This is a genomic window from Intrasporangium flavum, from assembly GCF_001956915.1.
Lineage (GTDB): Bacteria > Actinomycetota > Actinomycetes > Actinomycetales > Dermatophilaceae > Monashia > Monashia flava.
The window spans coordinates 256,277-273,112 of sequence record NZ_MLJO01000010.1; the positions used below are offsets into that span (position 1 = coordinate 256,277).

General features: G+C 72.9%; 16 protein-coding genes. 7 read left to right on the forward strand and 9 right to left on the reverse strand.

What is annotated here, in order from left to right; translation table 11 throughout:
• Window positions 1-11: 11 nt before the first annotated feature.
• Window positions 12-683: a TetR/AcrR family transcriptional regulator gene (locus tag BIV28_RS08780; protein WP_076261032.1), complete on the reverse strand. Its 672-nt coding sequence runs from the start codon at window positions 681-683 to the stop codon at window positions 12-14.
• An 82-nt stretch (window positions 684-765) separates the two neighbouring features.
• Here BIV28_RS08780 and BIV28_RS08785 point away from each other — a divergent pair, with 82 nt between their 5' ends.
• Complete coding sequence (locus BIV28_RS08785; protein ID WP_076261033.1) at window positions 766-1,404, forward strand: TIGR03086 family metal-binding protein; 639 nt, start codon at window positions 766-768, stop codon at window positions 1,402-1,404.
• Between the two features lie 51 nt (window positions 1,405-1,455).
• Entirely contained in the window at window positions 1,456-3,159 is a 1,704-nt protein-coding gene (locus tag BIV28_RS08790; RefSeq protein WP_076261035.1) for a formate--tetrahydrofolate ligase, read from the forward strand.
• Window positions 3,160-3,181: 22 nt separating this feature from the next.
• Here BIV28_RS08790 and BIV28_RS08795 read toward each other — a convergent pair whose 3' ends face one another.
• Together BIV28_RS08795 and BIV28_RS20240 are read right to left on the reverse strand one after the other, a co-directional pair.
• Window positions 3,182-4,216 (reverse strand): GNAT family N-acetyltransferase, encoded by a 1,035-nt coding sequence (locus BIV28_RS08795; protein ID WP_242652852.1) that lies wholly within the window; start codon window positions 4,214-4,216, stop codon window positions 3,182-3,184.
• A gap of 86 nt (window positions 4,217-4,302) precedes the next feature.
• Window positions 4,303-4,464, reverse strand: coding sequence for a hypothetical protein (locus BIV28_RS20240; protein ID WP_242652853.1), 162 nt, complete (start codon window positions 4,462-4,464; stop codon window positions 4,303-4,305).
• 184 nt (window positions 4,465-4,648) lie between these two features.
• On the opposite strand from BIV28_RS20240, the gene BIV28_RS19980 reads away from it, so the two are divergent.
• Window positions 4,649-6,373: an FG-GAP repeat domain-containing protein gene (locus tag BIV28_RS19980; protein WP_076261037.1), complete on the forward strand. Its 1,725-nt coding sequence runs from the start codon at window positions 4,649-4,651 to the stop codon at window positions 6,371-6,373.
• Window positions 6,373-8,070, forward strand: coding sequence for an FG-GAP repeat domain-containing protein (locus BIV28_RS08805; RefSeq protein WP_076261039.1), 1,698 nt, complete (start codon window positions 6,373-6,375; stop codon window positions 8,068-8,070). The genes BIV28_RS19980 and BIV28_RS08805 overlap by 1 nt, the downstream gene beginning before the upstream one ends.
• An 81-nt stretch (window positions 8,071-8,151) precedes the next feature.
• On the opposite strand, the gene hflX is transcribed toward BIV28_RS08805, so the two are convergent.
• A complete protein-coding gene (hflX, locus tag BIV28_RS08810) occupies window positions 8,152-9,636 on the reverse strand; it encodes a GTPase HflX (RefSeq protein ID WP_076261040.1) in 1,485 nt (494 codons plus the stop codon).
• A 162-nt stretch (window positions 9,637-9,798) separates the two neighbouring features.
• Between hflX and BIV28_RS08815 the strand changes: the two genes are divergently transcribed.
• The gene (locus BIV28_RS08815) at window positions 9,799-10,614 is read left to right on the forward strand and encodes a hypothetical protein (RefSeq protein WP_076261042.1); all 816 of its coding nucleotides are present in this window, start codon (window positions 9,799-9,801) and stop codon (window positions 10,612-10,614) included.
• Between the two features lie 23 nt (window positions 10,615-10,637).
• Window positions 10,638-11,261, forward strand: a complete 624-nt coding sequence (locus tag BIV28_RS08820) for a class I SAM-dependent methyltransferase (protein WP_076261044.1) — start codon at window positions 10,638-10,640, stop codon at window positions 11,259-11,261.
• A gap of 30 nt (window positions 11,262-11,291) precedes the next feature.
• Here BIV28_RS08820 and dapF read toward each other — a convergent pair whose 3' ends face one another.
• The 4 genes from dapF to miaB are packed head-to-tail and all read right to left on the reverse strand — an operon-like array spanning window position 11,292 to window position 15,342.
• Window positions 11,292-12,143: a diaminopimelate epimerase gene (dapF, locus tag BIV28_RS08825; protein WP_076261045.1), complete on the reverse strand. Its 852-nt coding sequence runs from the start codon at window positions 12,141-12,143 to the stop codon at window positions 11,292-11,294.
• Between the two features lies 1 nt (window position 12,144).
• Window positions 12,145-13,077, reverse strand: coding sequence for a tRNA (adenosine(37)-N6)-dimethylallyltransferase MiaA (miaA, locus tag BIV28_RS08830; RefSeq protein WP_076261047.1), 933 nt, complete (start codon window positions 13,075-13,077; stop codon window positions 12,145-12,147).
• A gap of 53 nt (window positions 13,078-13,130) precedes the next feature.
• Complete coding sequence (def, locus tag BIV28_RS08835) at window positions 13,131-13,775, reverse strand: peptide deformylase (RefSeq protein WP_076261048.1); 645 nt, start codon at window positions 13,773-13,775, stop codon at window positions 13,131-13,133.
• A 49-nt stretch (window positions 13,776-13,824) separates the two neighbouring features.
• Entirely contained in the window at window positions 13,825-15,342 is a 1,518-nt protein-coding gene (miaB, locus tag BIV28_RS08840) for a tRNA (N6-isopentenyl adenosine(37)-C2)-methylthiotransferase MiaB (protein ID WP_076261050.1), read from the reverse strand.
• A gap of 252 nt (window positions 15,343-15,594) precedes the next feature.
• Here miaB and BIV28_RS08845 point away from each other — a divergent pair, with 252 nt between their 5' ends.
• Entirely contained in the window at window positions 15,595-16,209 is a 615-nt protein-coding gene (locus BIV28_RS08845; RefSeq protein ID WP_076261051.1) for a YceI family protein, read from the forward strand.
• 137 nt (window positions 16,210-16,346) lie between these two features.
• Here the strand turns inward: BIV28_RS08845 and BIV28_RS19985 are convergent, their stop codons facing one another.
• Window positions 16,347-16,814 (reverse strand): regulatory protein RecX, encoded by a 468-nt coding sequence (locus BIV28_RS19985; RefSeq protein ID WP_076261053.1) that lies wholly within the window; start codon window positions 16,812-16,814, stop codon window positions 16,347-16,349.
• Between the last annotated feature and the right edge of the window lie 22 nt (window positions 16,815-16,836).

Here is a 16,836-nt window from a genome sequence, read left to right on the forward strand (position 1 = left end):
CCAACCGGCCGTCAGTGGCTGCGGTCCCAGCGCTCGCGCAGCTCCGAGGCCGTGGGCGGGCCGTCCGGCAGTGTCGCCGAGCCGCCGTGGGCCCGGAGCGCGTCGAGGTGGAGGGCGAGATAGCGACGCCGCAGCTGCGCCGTGCGTGCGGGGTCGTCGACGCGGACCGCGGTCAGCTGCTCGAAGACCATGGGCAGGTCGGTGTCGGTGACGTCGGAGCGTAGGGCGCCGGCCTGCTGCGCGCGCGCCACGAGCGCGGCCACGAGCTCACCGACGCGCGTGGCGAGGGTGCGCAGCTCGGGCGTCGAGCGGAACGTGCCGGCGAGCCGCACCGTGAGGGCGTGGACGTCGGACTCGACCACGCCGCGGACGAAGCCCTCGAAGGACGTCCACGCATCTCCCCCGCCGTCGAGATCCGCCACGGCCTCCTCGGCGAGCGCGACGAAGTGCCGCAGGCCGTCGCCGCAGATCGTCTGGAGCAGCTCGTCCTTGCCGGCGTAGCGACGGTAGAGGCCACCGACGCCGACGCCCGCCTCGTGGGCCACCGCGGCCATCGGCGCCGCGGGGTCGCGGAGGAAGACGGTGCGCGCGGCCTCGAGGATCGCGGCGTCGTTGCGGGCGGCCTCGGCCTGGCGGCCGCGCGGAGGCGCAGCGGCGGGCGGCCGGTCGGAGGGGGTGGGCATGGTCCGACGCTACCACTTGATCGGAACAATCGGTTCCGTTAAAGTTCCTATCGGAACGGCTCATTCCGACCAAGGAGCGACGATGACGAACCCGTCCGAACCCACCCCCGGCCCCGCGCCCGTCCCCGCGACCCACGAGTGGCCGCTGCTCTCGGCCGCCCACGACGCCCTCCGCCGGGTCGTCGACGCCGTGCCGGCCGACGCGTGGGACGCCCCCACCCCGTGCGAGGCCTGGACGGTGGCGCAGGTCCTCCAGCACGCGGCGGGCGACCAGCTCGGCTACGCCGGCGTCCTCACCGGCAGCGGCTTCCCGTCCTTCGACCCGTTCGCGCCCTCCGGGGTGCTCGACGGCGACCCCCGCGCCTTCCTGGCCCCCACCCTCGACGCGTCCGCCGCCGCCTTCGCCGCCGTGGCGCCGGACGACGACGCGGTCGCCGTGCCCCTGCCGCAGGGGCCCCTGGCCGCGCCGGTCGCCGTCGGCGCGTGCGCCCTCGACGCCGCCATCCACGCGTGGGACATCGCGGTGGCCACCGGTCAGCCCTCCCCCGTCGACGACCACCTGGCGGAGCGGCTGCACCCCGTGACCCTCGCGATCGTCGAGCCGCTGCGCGGTTTCGCCTACGCGCCGGCGCTGCCCGACCCCGCCGACGGCCGATCCCCGCTCGCCGACCTGCTGCGCTACCTCGGGCGCGACCCCGGCTGGTCCCCGCGCACGTGGTGACGTTGGCGCCAAATCCTCGCCGGACGCGTCACGGCGGAGTTTGATCGAGGTATGACCACGAGCCAGCCCACCGACCTCGACATCGCGCGCGCGGCGACCCTGCGCCCGATGGCCGAGGTGGCCGCCGACCTCGGCATCGCCGAGGACCACCTCGTGCCGTACGGCCGCGACGTCGCCAAGGTCGACCTCGCCGTCCTCGACACCCCCGGGCCAGAGCGTCGGGCGACGTACGTCGTCGTCACGGCGATGACCCCGACGCCCCTCGGCGAGGGGAAGACGACGACGTCGGTCGGCCTCGCCCAAGCCCTCCAGCGACTCGGCACCCGCGCCGTCGTCACGCTCCGGCAGCCCTCGATGGGGCCGACGTTCGGGATCAAGGGCGGGGCCGCCGGCGGCGGGTACAGCCAGGTCGTCCCGATGGACCGGCTCAACCTGCACCTGACCGGCGACTTCCACGCCGTCACGGCCGCGCACAACCTCCTCGCCGCGATGGTCGACAACCACCTGCACCACGGCAATGCGCTGGGGATCGACCCGCACAGCATCACGTGGCGGCGGGTGCTCGACGTCAACGACCGCGCCCTGCGCAACGTCGTCGTGGGCCTCGGCGCCCGCGAGGACGGCGTCCCGCGGGAGACGGGCTTCGACATCACGGCCGCGAGCGAGGTCATGGTGCTGCTCACCCTGGCGACGTCGCTCCCGGACCTGCGCGAGCGCCTCGGGCGGATCGTCGTCGGCTACACCGTCGAGGGCAAGGGCGTCACCGCCGAGGACCTCGGCGCGGCCGGCGCCATGGCCGTCATCCTGCGCGACGCCGTGCAGCCCAACCTGCTCCAGACCCTCGAGGGTGGGCCCGCCCTCGTGCACTGCGGCCCGTTCGGCAACATCGCCACGGGCACCTCGTCGGTGGTCGCCGACCTGGTCGCGCTGCGCGGCGCCGACGTCGTCGTGACCGAAGCCGGGTTCGGTGCCGACATGGGCGCCGAGCGCTTCTTCGACGTCAAGTGCCGGGTGGCCGGCCTGGTGCCCGACGCCGCCGTCGTCGTCGCGACGGTGCGGGCCCTCAAGGCGCACTCGGGTCGGTGGCGCATCCGGGCCGGACGACCGCTGCCCGACGACCTGCTCGACGAGGACCCGTCGGCGGTCGAGGCCGGCCTGGCCAACCTCCGGGCCCACGTCGAGATCGTCCGGCGCTTCGGGGTGACACCGGTCGTCGCCGTCAACGCCTTCCCCACCGACCACGACTCCGAGCACGACGTCGTGCGCCGGTTCTGCGACGGGCTCGGGGTGCGCTGCGCCGTGACGCGTCACGTGGCCGAGGGCGGTGCGGGTGCGGAGGACCTCGCCCGCCTCGTCCTCGAGGCCGCGGCCGAGCCGAGCGACTTCCGCGTCCTCTACCCGCTCGAGCTCCCGCTCGCCGAGAAGATCGAACGGGTGGCGCGCGACGTGTACGGCGCCGACGGCATCGACCTGTCCCCCGCCGCCGCGCGGGCCCTGCGAGACTACGAGCGACTCGGCTTCGGCGAGCTGCCCGTCGTCATCGCCAAGACGCACCTGTCGCTGTCCTCGGACCCGAGCCTGCTCGGCGCGCCGACCGGCTGGCGGATGCCGGTGCGGGAGGTGCGGGCCGCGGTCGGCGCCGGCTACGTCTACGCGATCTGCGGCGACATGCGCACCATGCCGGGGCTGCCGAGCTCGCCCAACGCCGAACGCATCGACCTCACCGAGGACGGCGACATCGTCGGTCTGATGTGACGACGAGCCGAGCCCGCAGTCGTCAGCTCTGCGGAGCGGGGTCCAGTCGTCGGACCATCGTCACGTCGTCGCGGTAGTCGGTGTCGGACAGCTTGAGCCCTCGCGGCACCCGCCCCACCTCGGTCCAGCCCGCCGCGGCGTAGAAGTCGCCCAAGCCGAGCCCGTCACGGTACTCGAGCCTCAGCAGCTCGGCGGCGAGCAGCGAGCGCCGGGCGATGCCGACCATGCCGCAGAGGAGGAGGCGCCCGAGGTTGCGACCCTGGGCCGCGGGGTCGACCATGAGCCGCTTGAGACCCGCGACGTGCTCGTACGGGAACCCGCGGGAGTGCTCCCAGAACCCGAGGCCGCGCAGGGTGCCGTCGGGGTCGCGCAGCGTGCAGAGCACGGAGACGCCGGCGAAGACGTCGGCGAGGTGACGGTCGAGGGCGGCGGCGACGGCGGCACGCGGGGCCCCGGGCAGGAAGCCGACCGAGCCACCGGCGTCGTTGACCCGGGCCCAGAGGTCGACGGCCGCATCCGTGAGCCCGGCATCGACGTCGGCCGGGTCGACGGCCGCCACGACGGGGGCCTCGAAGTACAGCATCGGCTCGGAGCCCGGCGGGTCGTCGCGGTTCACGCGCGTGGCGGTCTGCACGAGGCCGGCCGCGGTGGCCGTCGCGACCGACGCGCCGTTGACGCGGTCGACCATGGCGGTCACCCGCTCGGGGCGGTGCTCGAGTCCCCACGCGACGACCCCACGCGACATCTCGCGGCCCAGGCCCCGGCCGAGCCTGGAGTGGGCGAGCCGGTAGTAGAGGTTGAGCTCGGTCTCGTCGGAGTCCTTGATGCGCAGGCCTGCCCAGCCGACGACCTCCCCCGAGGAGCGCTCGACGACTGCGCCGTACCCGACGCCGTCGGCCTGCCAGGAGTCGAGGTCACCCTCGAGCCGCACACGACACCGCTCCGGGCTCGGCATCGTGTGGGGCGCGTGCGCGTAGGTGCGCGGGTCGCCGTGCAGGCGCAGGTAGTCCTCGAGGTCGCCCTCCACCGGTCGGCGCAGGACGAGCCGGCGCGTCACCAACCACGGGTCGCCGGGGCGCTCCGGAACCGGCGGCTGCACCAGCGTCGGCACCGGGACGGGCGAGGCGGGCGAGGCCTCCGCTGTCACCGTGACGCGGCCGGACGCTCGGGCGCCCGGGTCTCGCAGACCGCCTGGGGCGCCCCGTCGCAGCACGGCTCGATGTAGAGGCACTTCGGGCAGCGGTTGTGCGCCTGCTCGGCGTACATCTGGGCACCGCAGTACGGGCACGGGATCTCGAGGGCCATGCCCACCATCCTCACCGACGGCATCGGCGTTCGCGGCGTGGCACGCCGCCGGAGCACGCGACGGGCGTTGCCACGACTGCAGGAACATGCACGTCTGCCCGCCTTCGACGCCACGCGTCGGTGCGGGCCACTACAGTCCCCCTGCCGGTACCGAACCCGGCTCGCATCTCACACAGGGGAACACGTGAACACTCGCCCATCCAGGGCTGCCCGCTGGGGTCGGCTCAGCGCGGGGGGCCTGGTCCTCGGACTGGCCCTGCCCGGTGCCGCCACCATCGCGAACGCTGCCGACGCCGACCTCATCGCCTCGGTGTCAGTGAGCACGCCGGCCATCAACGCGACCGCCACGGGCACGGTGGTCCCGGCGGCCGGTGCACCCTCGAACCTCCGGTACACGTACACGTGGACCGTCGACGGACACGTGGTCGACTCGTTCACGCTCTACGGCACGAGGACGAGCCACGTCGTGCCCTGGGACCACTTCGGCGGCCACCTCGCCCTAGAGGTCACCGCGACGGCGCCCGACGGCTCAACCGAAACCGTCACCTCGCCCACCGTGACCCCGACCGCGTTCGCCGTCGGTGACGTCTCCTACGACGAGCAGGCCCGTCGCTTCACCCTCGACGCACCACACCTCCAACCGATCGAGGCAGCGTTCGCGGGCGGCTTCACCGCGGGCTACACGTGGCTGCGAGACGGCGTTCCGGTGCCGGCGGACCCGGGCCTGCCGTGGGCCCACACCAGGGTCGCCGCCGACGACGGACACACCCTCAGCGTGCGAGTTGCCCTGACCCAACCGGCCACCGGCGTCACCCGCAGCGTCACGTCCTCGCCCACCCCGCCCCTGGCCCGGTTCCAGGTCGCCCTCGACCTGTCGGGAACCGCCACCGCGGGGCAGGACGTCATCGTGCAGCCTCGCGTGACCGGCGGCTACCCGGAACCGCCGTACCAGCAGTACGGCCCCTCCGACTGCGACTACCAGTGGTACCGCAACGGCACCGCCCTGCCCGGCGACACCACGTGGGACCACCCCATCCACACCATGGAACGAGGCACCGTCCTGCAGGCCAGGTCGGTCTGCCGGATCCCCGGGTACCTGCCGGCGACCTCGTGGTCCAGGAAGGTGACCATCAGCGGCAGCCCCGTCCTGGTCTCCTTCGACCTCAGCGACACCGTGCGTGACCTGACCTACTTCATGCCGCCGTTCGAGCCGCAGCAGCTGTGGATCGGTCGCGCGTTCTCCACCGGTCGCTACACCACCGGGACCGCCACCGGATACAACGACCTCGACATGTCGGGCCTGACCGCGCTCGGGCTGGGTGGTGACCTCGACGACGACGGTCGTGAGGATCTGGTCGGCCGCGACCGCTCGGGCAACCTGCTGCTCTTCTCCCGCAGCTGGAACACCGCCAGGCGTCTGGGGACCGGCTGGAACGGCATGAACCGGATCGTCACCGGTGGGGACTTCACCAAGGATCGCGTCGCCGACGTCATGGCCCGCCGCAGCAGCGACGGTGCGCTCCTCTTCTATGCCGGACGACTCGGTGCGGGGCTCGCGAGCGCCAAGGTCGTCACGACCGCCCTGCGCAACGCGGTGCAGATCGTCACGCTCGGAGACGCGAACGGCGACGGCGTCGCAGACGTGCACGCCACCTTCCCTGACGGCAGCCTATGGTTCTACGCCGGCAGAGCCGGCGGCACGCTCGCAGCAGGCGTCCGCGTCGGCACCGGCTGGGGCGGCATGAACCGCCTGCTCGCGGCTCGCGACCTGAACCGCGACGGCAAGGCCGACCTGCTGGCCCGCGACGCCAAGGGCAACCTCTGGCTCTACCCGGGCAACGGCCGCGGTGGACTCAGCTCCCGCAGCCTCACCAATCCCGGCTACCCCGTCCCCGCGAAGGTCTTCTGATGCAGCGCCGCACCCGCCTCCTCACCGTTTCCCTGGCCGTGTCCGGCCTAGCCGTCACCGCCCTCGTCGTGGCACCCGTCGCACGCTCCGCGGACGCACCGGCTCTCATGGCCGCCGTCACGCTCCCGTCCGACCCGCCGCTGGACTCGACGCTCGGAGCGTTGGTGACACCGGCCCCGGGCGCGCCCGCCGACGTGAGCTACGCGACGACCTGGTCGGCCGACGGCGCGACCGTCCTCGACGGCCCCGGCCTACCGCTGGGCATCCGCTACTTCGGCTCGTCGGTGACCGCCACGGTCGTCGCAACAGCTCCGGACGGCTCCACCCAGACCCTGCAGAGCGAGCCGACGGGACCGCTGACGCGGTTCGCGACCGACTCCCTGCTGCGGTCCTCGACGACGGCCGTCAGCCTCGACTCGACCTGGCCCACACGTTCCGGCACGTACACGGCCCACGCCGGAAAGGTCACCGTCGCCCAGTCCTGGCTGCGCGACGGTACGGCGATCGAGGCGTCGGCCTCCTCGACGCACACGTTCGTGGCCGCCGACCGCGGACACCGGCTGACGCATCGCGTGCGCGTCGTGCAGGAGGGCACCGGCCTGGACGTCCACCGCGACACCGGCCCGACGCCCGTCGTCGGCAGCCTCACAGGCACGGGCAGGTTGAAGGTCCGCGACGGGGTCGCCGTCGGCGCGGCTCCCGAACCGATCCTGGAGTCCGTCACGAGCTATCCGCCGGCCGACGAGTCGACCGGTCTGACGTTCTCCGAGTCGTGGACGCGGAACGGCGCTGCCGTGCCTTGGCCGTCCAACCAGGGCAAGTGGATCACGAGCAACGAGGCCGGCAGCGTCGTCGGTTACCGGTGGCGCCTCTCCGGCCCCGGGTACACCGGAGCGACCATCGACGCGGCGCTACCACAGGTACCAGGCCGCCCCTACACCAGCACCCCCGGCGGCGACCGGCTGCGGGACCTGTTCCGCCGACTGCCGAACGGATCGCTCGAGCTGATGAGGCTCGAGCGCTCGGCCACCGGGCCGTACTTCTGGGGACAGACGTTCGGCACCGGCTGGGGCGGTATGACCGCCCTCGCCACCGGCGGCGACCTGACGAACGACGGGTCGATGGACGTCCTGGCGCGCGACTCATACGGCACGCTGTGGACCTACAGCGCCGGCGACGTCGAGTACCGACGTCGCTTCAAGGTCGGCACGGGCTGGAACGGCATGAACCTGCTCGTGCTCGGCGGCGACTACGACGGCGACGGGTTCGGCGACCTGCTGGCGCGACGCGGCGGCGACGGGGCCCTCCTGCTGTACCGCGGCACGGGCGCAGGGACCGTCCGGGCGGGCACCGTGGTGACCACGGGCTTCCGCAACGCCCGCACTCTGGTGTCCGTCGGCGACGCCGACGGTGACGGGCGCTCCGACCTGCACGCGGTCTGGCCCAACGGCGACCTGTACTTCTACGCCGGACGCGGCAACGGCACCTTCGCCGCCGGCGTCAAGGTCGGGACCGGGTGGCAGAACATGCGCCGCATCATCGACGGCGGCGACGTCAACGGGGACGGGCGCGCCGACCTCTACGCCCTCGACGCCTCCAACCGGTTCTGGGTCTACCGCGGCACCGGAACGGGTGCCTTCACGACCCGGTCTGAGCTCAGGTTCTCCGGTGGGGACTTCACGGCGTCGGTGTTCTGAGGCCGTACCTCGGGCATGACTCCGACGCGAAGGGCGCCTCACCATCCGGTGGGGCGCCCTTCGCGGCTCGGACGGTCTCGCTCAGCGGGCGACGACGACGTACTCGGACAGCTCGGCCTCGAGGTCCGGCGTCACCTTGGCGCGGACCCGGGTGCCCTCGGCGACGTGCTCGCTCTCGAGGATCTCGGCCCGCTCGTGGATCCGCGAGACGAGGTCGCCGCGGTCGTAGGGCACGAGGACCTCCAGCTCGATGTCGGGCTGGGGCAGCTCGTGGGCGATGAGCTCGCGCAGCTCGGCCAGACCGGCGCCGGTACGGGCCGACACGGTGATGCAGTGCTTCTCGTGGCGCATCAGCCGGTCGAGCACCTCCGGGTCGGCGATGTCGGCCTTGTTGACGACGATGACCTCCTTGACCTGGTCACCGCCGACGTCGGCGAGCACGCCGCGCACGGCGCTGATCTGGCCCTCGGGGTCGGGGTGCGAGCCGTCGACGACGTGCAGCAGCAGGTCGGCGTCGGCCACCTCCTCGAGCGTGGACCGGAACGCCTCGACGAGCTGGTGCGGCAGGCTGCGCACGAAGCCGACGGTGTCGGCCAGCGTGTAGAGACGGCCGTCCTCGGTCTCGGCGCGACGCACGGTCGGGTCGAGGGTGGCGAACAGCTGGTTCTCGACGAGCACGCCGGCGCCCGTGAGCCGGTTGAGCAGCGAGCTCTTGCCGGCGTTGGTGTAGCCGGCGATGGCCACCGACGGGACGCCGCCGACGCGTCGGGAGTGACGGCGCGTGTCGCGGCTCGTCTTCATGCCCTTGATGTCGCGGCGCAGCTTGGCGATCTTGGTGTTGATGCGGCGTCGGTCGAGCTCGATCTTCGTCTCACCGGGGCCACGGGAGCCGATGCCCTCACCGCCGGCCACCCGGCCACCGGCCTGCCGGGACATCGACTCACCCCAACCACGCAGGCGGGGCAGCAGGTACTGCAGCTGGGCCAGCTCGACCTGAGCGCGGCCCTCACGGCTCTTCGCGTGCTGGGCGAAGATGTCGAGGATCAGGGCGGTGCGGTCGATGACCTTGACCTTGACGACGTCCTCGAGCGCGCGACGCTGACCGGGGGCCAGCTCGCCGTCGCAGATGACGGTGTCGGCGCCCTCGGCCACGACGATGTCGCGCAGCTCGAGGGCCTTGCCCTTGCCGAGGTAGGTCGCCGGGTCGGGCCGCTGGCGGCGCTGGAGCACGCCCTCGAGCACGGTGGAGCCGGCGGTCTCGGCGAGGGCGGCGAGCTCGCGGATGGAGTTCTCGGCGTCCTCGCTCGTGCCCTCGGTCCAGACACCGGCGAGCACGACGCGCTCGAGGCGCAGCTGCCGGTACTCGACCTCGGTGACGTCCTCGAGCTCGGTGGACAGGCCCTGGACGCGGCGGAGGGCAGCGCGCTCCTCACGGTCGAGCTGGTCGCCGTCGTAGAGCGGGAGGTCCGCCTCGGTGCGCTCGTCGAGGTCGGCGGCCAGGGCCTCGGCGCGGGTCGCGAAGAGTTCGGTGTCGCGACCGTGCTGGTTCGTGTGGTTCGTCGTCATGTTCTCCCTAGGTTCCCATCCCTGCAACGCCACGGGCCACTCGTTTGTGCCCCCGCCGGGCCGTTTCGTGCGCGCACCGGCCATGTACCCGGCCCCGGCCGCCCTCATCAGCCGGGGCGGTTCGCGGGCTCCAGCGGCGTTCCCGGCACTACGGTGGCCCGCGTGAAGCGTCGACGCCGTGAGGGTGCGGACCCGTTGCCGAGCCCCGTCGTCGACCACCTCGTCGGAGGTACCGGACGTGCCGGACGCACCGGACGCGCCGGCTCGGCGGGGTGGCCCGGCTCGAGAGGCGTGCGCCGGCGCCCGCTCGTCGTGGCCGGCTGCACGCTCCTGCTCGTCCTCGGGGTCGCGAGCCTGGCCTGGGCACCCGTCGCCTGGACCCGAGGCACCACCATCGCCGCGGCCGGCGTCTGCGCGGACGGTCGCACTCCGTCCGCCGAGCCGAGCGGGTGCCTCGTCACCGTCCCCGGGCACATCGAGGGCCGTTCGACCCGTAGCCAGTGGCGCTTCGTCCCGAGCGACCCCGGCCTCCCGGGTGCGGACGTGCGCTTCGTCGACGACCACCGCGGCGCGTCGTCGTGGCCGCCCGCGCTGGCGCGCCTGCTCGCCGGGGAGCCGGCGACGGCGCAGTACTGGGGCCCGGTCCCCGTCGCGTTCGTCGTCGACGGCACGCGGGTCCTCACCCCCGAGTTCGGCACGGCGTCGGTCGCCGTGGGCGCGTGGTTCGGCATCATGGGCCTGTCCTTCGGGCTCGCGGGCCTGCCCGGTCTGCTCGGGCGCCGGCCCGGCCGGCTCACCCTCGGGCTCATCGGCTCGGGCCTCGGCGCGCTCGTCGACCTCGTGGTCGCCAGCAGCGCCCCCGGCAGCTGGACGGCGCAGGGACTCGTGTGGCTCGGGGCGATCGTCGTCTGCGTCAGCCTCCCGGCCCGGCTCGTGTCGCCGTGGGCCGACCTCGTGGAGGCGCAGGCGCGCCCGTGACGGTGGCCGATACGGTGAGCGGGATGAGCGACCGGACCGACCACTACTTCACCGCCGAGCCCGCCTCCCCGGAGGAGCTGCGGACCGTCGAGGTCACCCTGGACGGCACGCCGTACCGGCTGACGACCGCCCGTGGCGTCTACTCCCCCGAGCGGCTCGACCCCGGCACGGCCGTGCTGCTCTCGGGCGCCCCCGACCCGAGCCCGACGGGGGCACTGCTCGACATCGGCTGCGGCTGGGGCCCGATCTCGATCACCTTGGCGCTTCGCTCCCCCGGCGCCCGGGTGTGGGGCGTCGACGTCAACCGTCGCTCGCTCGACCTCTCGCGCCGCAACGCCTCGACCGCCGGCGTCACCAACGTGACCTTCTGCGAGCCCGACGAGGTCCCGGCCGGCCTCCGGTTCGACACGATCTGGTCCAACCCGCCGATCCACGTCGGCAAGGCCGCGCTGCACGCCCTGCTCGAGCGCTGGCTCCCCCGCCTCACCGACGACGGCGTCGCGTACCTCGTCGTGCAGAAGCACCTCGGCTCGGACTCGCTGCAGAAGTGGCTCAACGCCCGGGACTGGGGGCTGACCTGCACGAGGCGGTCGTCGGCCAAGGCGTTCCGGGTGCTCGAGGTGCGCCGGACGCCTACCGACGCCTGACTCCCGGCTGCCCGGGTACCGCCTCCTCGGTCAGAGCGGGAAGTCGCCGTCGGCGACGAGCGCTGCCGGTCCGGCGAGCTCGACGCGGTGCCCCGGCAACGGCGTCACCGTGAGGCGACCGCCCGGCACGTCGACGGTCCACGGCGAGTCGTCCTCGACGCCGGACCAGAAGCGCGTCGCGAGGGCCGCGGCGGCGGCGCCGGTGCCGCACGAGCGCGTCTCGCCGACGCCGCGCTCGTGGACGCGCATCGCGATGTGGCCGGGGCCGACGGCCTTGACGAACTCCACGTTGACGCCGTCCGGCTGCTCGGGGTGCACCTCGGGCGTCGCGGTGAGGTCGAGCTGGTCGAGCTCGATGCCCTCGGGGAGCATGACGACCGCGTGCGGGTTGCCGAGGTCGAGCGACAGGGCCGGCACCGGCTTGCCGTGTCGGGGCCGCACCATGACGTCGAAGCCGTCGCGGCGGGCGCCCTCCTCGTCGGCGAGGCGCCACGGCCCGAGGTCGACGGCGTAGCCGGTGTCGGTGACGCGGATCGTCTTGGTCCCGGCCCGGGTCGCGATGCTCAGCTGCCGGCCGAACGCGAGGCCCTCACGCCGCAGGTACTCGGCGAACACCCGGGTGCCGTTGCCGCACATCTCGGCGAGCGACCCGTCGGAGTTGCGGTAGTCCATGAACCACTCGGCGTCCTCGGCCTGGGCCCGCACGGCGTCGTCGGTGGCGAAGCGGGTGCGCACGACACGGATGACACCGTCGGCGCCGAGGCCGGCGTGGCGGTCGGTGATGCGCTGCACCTGGGCCGGCGTCAGCTCGAGGGTGCCGTCGAGGTCGGGGACGAGGACGAAGTCGTTCTCGGTGCCGTGGCCCTTGGTGAAGCGCGTCATGTCAGCCATTCTCCGATACGTCGGGGGCACAGGCGTCGACCGCCCGCACTGCGGCGAGGGCGAGGTCGAGCAGGTCGGGGTCGTCGGCCTCGAGCCAGACGATCCGGGGGTCGGGACGGAACCAGGACTCCTGCCGACGCGCGTACCGACGCGTCGCCTGCGCCGTGTCGAGACGGGCCTGCTCCTCCGACAGGTCGCCGTCGAGAACGGCGATGGCCTGGCTGTAGCCGATGGCCCGGCTCGCCGTGACTCCGTCGCGCAGACCCGCGGCGAGCAGCCGTTCGGTCTCCGCGCGCAGCCCCTGCTCCCACATCCGGTCGACGCGTCGCTCGATCCGCTCGTCGAGGACGGCGCGGTCCAGGCGCAACCCGAGAACCACTGCGGGCGTGAGGTGCTCACGCTGCGGCATCGACGCGCTGAACGGCCGTCCGGTCAGCTCCACCACCTCGAGGGCCCGCACGACGCGGCGGACGTTGCCCGGGAGGATGCGGGCCGCGGCGTCGGCGTCGACGGCGCGCAGCCGCGCGTGCAGGGCGTCGGCGCCGTCGCGCTCGGCCTCGGCCTCGAGCCGGGCCCTGACCTCGGGGTCGGTCGGCGGGATGTCGAGGCGGTCGAGGGCTGCCCGCACGTAGAGGCCGGAACCGCCGACGAGCACCGGGCGATGGCCACGGTCGCGGATCGCCGCAAAGTCGGCGCGCGAGTCCTGTTGGTAGGCAGCGACGCTCGCCTCCTCCGTCACGTCGAGGACATCGAGCTGGTGGTGCGGGATGCCGCGCCGTTCGGCGGGCGCGAGCTTGGCGGTGCCGATGTCCATGCCGCGGTAGAGCTGCATGGCGTCGGCGTTGACGACCTCTCCCCCGAGCCGCTCGGCGAGGTCGAGGGCGAGGTCGGACTTGCCCGTGGCCGTGGGTCCGACGACCGCGACGACGGGCATCGCTGCTGTCGCCGTACCGTCACCTCCCGGACCGGCGGAGGCGGCCGGGTGGGTCACCCGGCGAGCTCGTCGTGCTCGCCGTGGTGGCCGGCGTGCGTGGCGTCGGTCTCGTCCTCGTCGACCTCGTCGTGGCCGAACGGGTCGGCGTCGACCCCGGGCATCCACGAGTGGCCGGGCGTACCCCAGCCGTTGCGGCGCACGGCCTTCTTCGCCTTCTTCGACTGGCGCTCGTCGAGGCGGTCGACGTAGAGCGTGCCGTTGAGGTGGTCGTACTCGTGCTGCATGCAGCGGGCGAACCACCCGGTGGCGTCGAACTCGACCCGGTTGCCGTCGACGTCGAGCCCGACGACGTGGGCCCGCTCGGCCCGGCGCAGCGGGAACGACTCGCCCGGCACCGACAGGCAGCCCTCGGTCTCCTCGTCCGGGTCGGGGCGGCCTTGCGGCACCTTCGAGGTGGTGACGGTCGGGTTGACGACGTGGCCCGACTCGGGCACGCCGTCGTCGTTCTGCATCTTCCAGACGAAGACCCGCAGGCCGACCCCGATCTGCGGGGCGGCGAGGCCCACGCCGTTGGCCGCGATGTTCGTCTCGTGCATGTCGTCGACGAGCGTCCTCAGGTCGTCGTCGAACTCGGTGACGAGGGCGGCGGAGCGGTGGAGCACGGGCTCACCGCTGATGACGATCGGGCGCACGGTCATGGGCCCAAGTCAAGCACGACGAGGGCCCTGCGCCCGAACCGGCCGCGGGTCAGGGGGCGGCGCAGGCCGGTGCGCTCGGCGCCGTGTCGGCGGGGCGCCCGATGCTCGGCATGCCGAGGCTGACGGACGGCTTGCGCGAACCGGTTGGTGCCTCCTGCAGCGCGGCCCACGCGTCGCCTCCGGCCGTGCGCCGGACGCGGTAGGTGCCGCCCTCGACCCCAGAGTCGGCGACGAGGTGGTGCGGGGCGCCGTAGGTGACGCCGACGGTCACCATGTCGCCGGGGCGCGGGGTCTCGCCGCCGTCGGGGACGGCGAAGTGCACGAGGCGGTTGTCGCGGGCCCGGCCCGACAGCCGCTTGGTCTCGGCGTCCTTGCGGCCCTCGGCCGGTGCCACGAGCACCTCGACCTCGCGGCCCTCGAGGCGCCGGTTCTCCGACCACGACACCTCCTCCTGGAGGGCGATGAGCCGGTCGAAGCGCTCCTGCACGACCTCCTTGGGCACCTGGTCCTCCATCGTCGCGGCCGGGGTGCCCGGACGGATGGAGTACTGGAAGGTGAAGGCGCTGGAGAACCGGGCAGCCCGTACGACGTCGAGCGTGCCCTGGAAGTCGGCCTCGGTCTCGCCGGGGAAGCCGACGATGATGTCGGTGGTGATCGCGGCGTCGGGGATGTGCTCGCGCACCGTGTCGAGGATGCCGAGGAACTTGCCGCTCCGGTAGGACCGGCGCATCCGCCGCAGCACGTCGTCGGAGCCGGACTGCAGCGGCATGTGCAGGCTCGGCATGACGTTCGGCGTCTCGGCCATGGCCAGGATGACGTCGTCGGTGAAGGCCGCCGGGTGCGGGCTGGTGAACCGGACCCGCTCGAGTCCGTCGATGTCGCCGCAGGCGCGCAGCAGCTTGCCGAAGGCGAGGCGGTCGCCGAACTCGACGCCGTAGGTGTTGACGTTCTGGCCGAGGAGCGTCACCTCGACGACACCCTGGGCCACGAGCGCCTCGATCTCGGCGAGGATCTCGCCGGGCCGGCGGTCCTGCTCCTTGCCGCGCAGGCTCGGCACGATGCAGAAGGTGCACGTGTTGTTGCAGCCGACCGAGATCGAGACCCAGCCGCTGTACGCAGAGTCGCGGCGGGTCGGCAGGGTCGAGGGGAACACCTCGAGGCTCTCGAGGATCTCGACCTGGGCCTTGCGGTTGTGCGCGGCGCGGTCGAGCAGGGCCGGCAGGGAGCCGATGTTGTGGGTGCCGAACACGACGTCCACCCAGGGCGCGCGCGCGACGATGGCGCCGCGGTCCTTCTGGGCCATGCAACCACCGACGGCGATCTGCAGGTCGGGGTTCTTCTGCTTGGCCGGACGGAGCTGGCCGAGGTTGCCGTAGAGCTTGTTGTCGGCGTTCTCGCGGACCGCGCACGTGTTGAACACGACGACGTCGGCCACCTCGGGGCGCTGCCCCACGGGCAGGCTCGCGAGGTCGACGTACCCGGCGGTCTCGAGCAGCCCTGCGAGGCGCTCGCTGTCGTGGACGTTCATCTGGCACCCGTGGGTGCGCACGTCATAGGTCTTCGGCATGGTCCTTCTCCGTCGCGTCGGCCGTGCGCGCGGACGGCGCGCGGGCCGCGTCTAGGGTACGGCGTCCGCGAGTCGACCCTCCGCCCCTCCGCCGGCACGCCGTCGACAAGACCTCGACAGGACGTCGCGAGCGATCGACCCTACGGTGGAATAACCGGACCACGGTCCGGGTTGTAGCGACTGCTTGACAGTTCAACGAAATAGATGACACACTTCGTTGAAACTTCAACCACCTACTCCGAAGGACTGATCATGGGACTGTTCAACCGCTCTTCCGCCACCACCGAGGCCGCCCCGGTCGAGGCCACCTCCGTCGCCGTCGACGACATCGCCGGCGACTACACGATCGACCCGAGCCACACCCGCATCGGCTTCTCGGCCCGCCACGCGATGGTGACCAAGGTCCGCGGCCAGTTCGACGAGTTCGAGGGCTCGGCCCACGTCGACACCGCCAACCCGGCCAACTCCTCGGTGACGGTCACGATCCAGGCCGCCAGCGTCACGACCGGCAACGAGCAGCGCGACGGGCACCTCAAGACCCCCGACTTCTTCGACATCGCCAACCACCCGCAGGTCACCTTCGTCTCGACCGAGGTCGAGCGTGACGGCGACGAGTGGGCCATCACCGGCGACCTGACGATCAACGGCGTCACCAAGTCGGTGACGATCCCCTTCGAGGAGACCGGCTCGGCCAAGGACCCGTTCGGCAACACCCGCGTCGGCTTCGAGGGTGGCGTCACCATCGACCGCACCGACTGGAACCTGTCGTTCAACGCGGCCCTCGAGACCGGTGGCGTCCTCGTCAGCGAGAAGGTCAAGCTCGAGTTCGACATCTCGGCCATCGCCGTCGTCCCCGCCCAGGCCTGAACCTGCACCTGAACGTGAACGTGGCCGCGGCCTGACGGACGCGACCAGACGACGAAGGGCGAGGACCGCACGGTCCTCGCCCTTCGTCGTGCCCGGAGGGAAACCCTTGCGGGCACGGCCCGGCCGCTCACCCGAGGTCAGTCGCGCTGGTGCTCCTGCGCGAGGTTGACGGCGTCGCGGACCACCGGCCAGGCGAGCTCGCCCGAGTAGCCCTTGCGGGCGAGCATCCCGGCCAGCCGGCGGGCCTGCACGTCGGGCGCCAGGCCGTGCATGGTGCGCAGCTTCTTGGCGACGAGCTCCTCGGCCTTGGCTCGCTCGTCGTCGCCGTCGACCTGCTCCAGCGCCTCCTCGGCGACCTCCTGGTCGATGCCCTGCTTGCGCAGCTCGTGCGCGAGAGCCTTGCGGGCCAGGCCCTTGCCCGACTGCTTCGAGCGGACGAGCATCTCCGCGTAGGCCTCGTCGTCGACGAGACCCACCTCGGTCATCCGGTCGAGCACCCGCGCCGCGACGTCGTCCTCGCACCCTCGGTCGCGCAGCTTGCGGGCGAGCTGGGCGCGGCTGCGCGGCGCCATGCTCAGCTGGCGAAGGACGATGGCTCGGGCCACCGACTCCGGGTCGGCGTCGGGT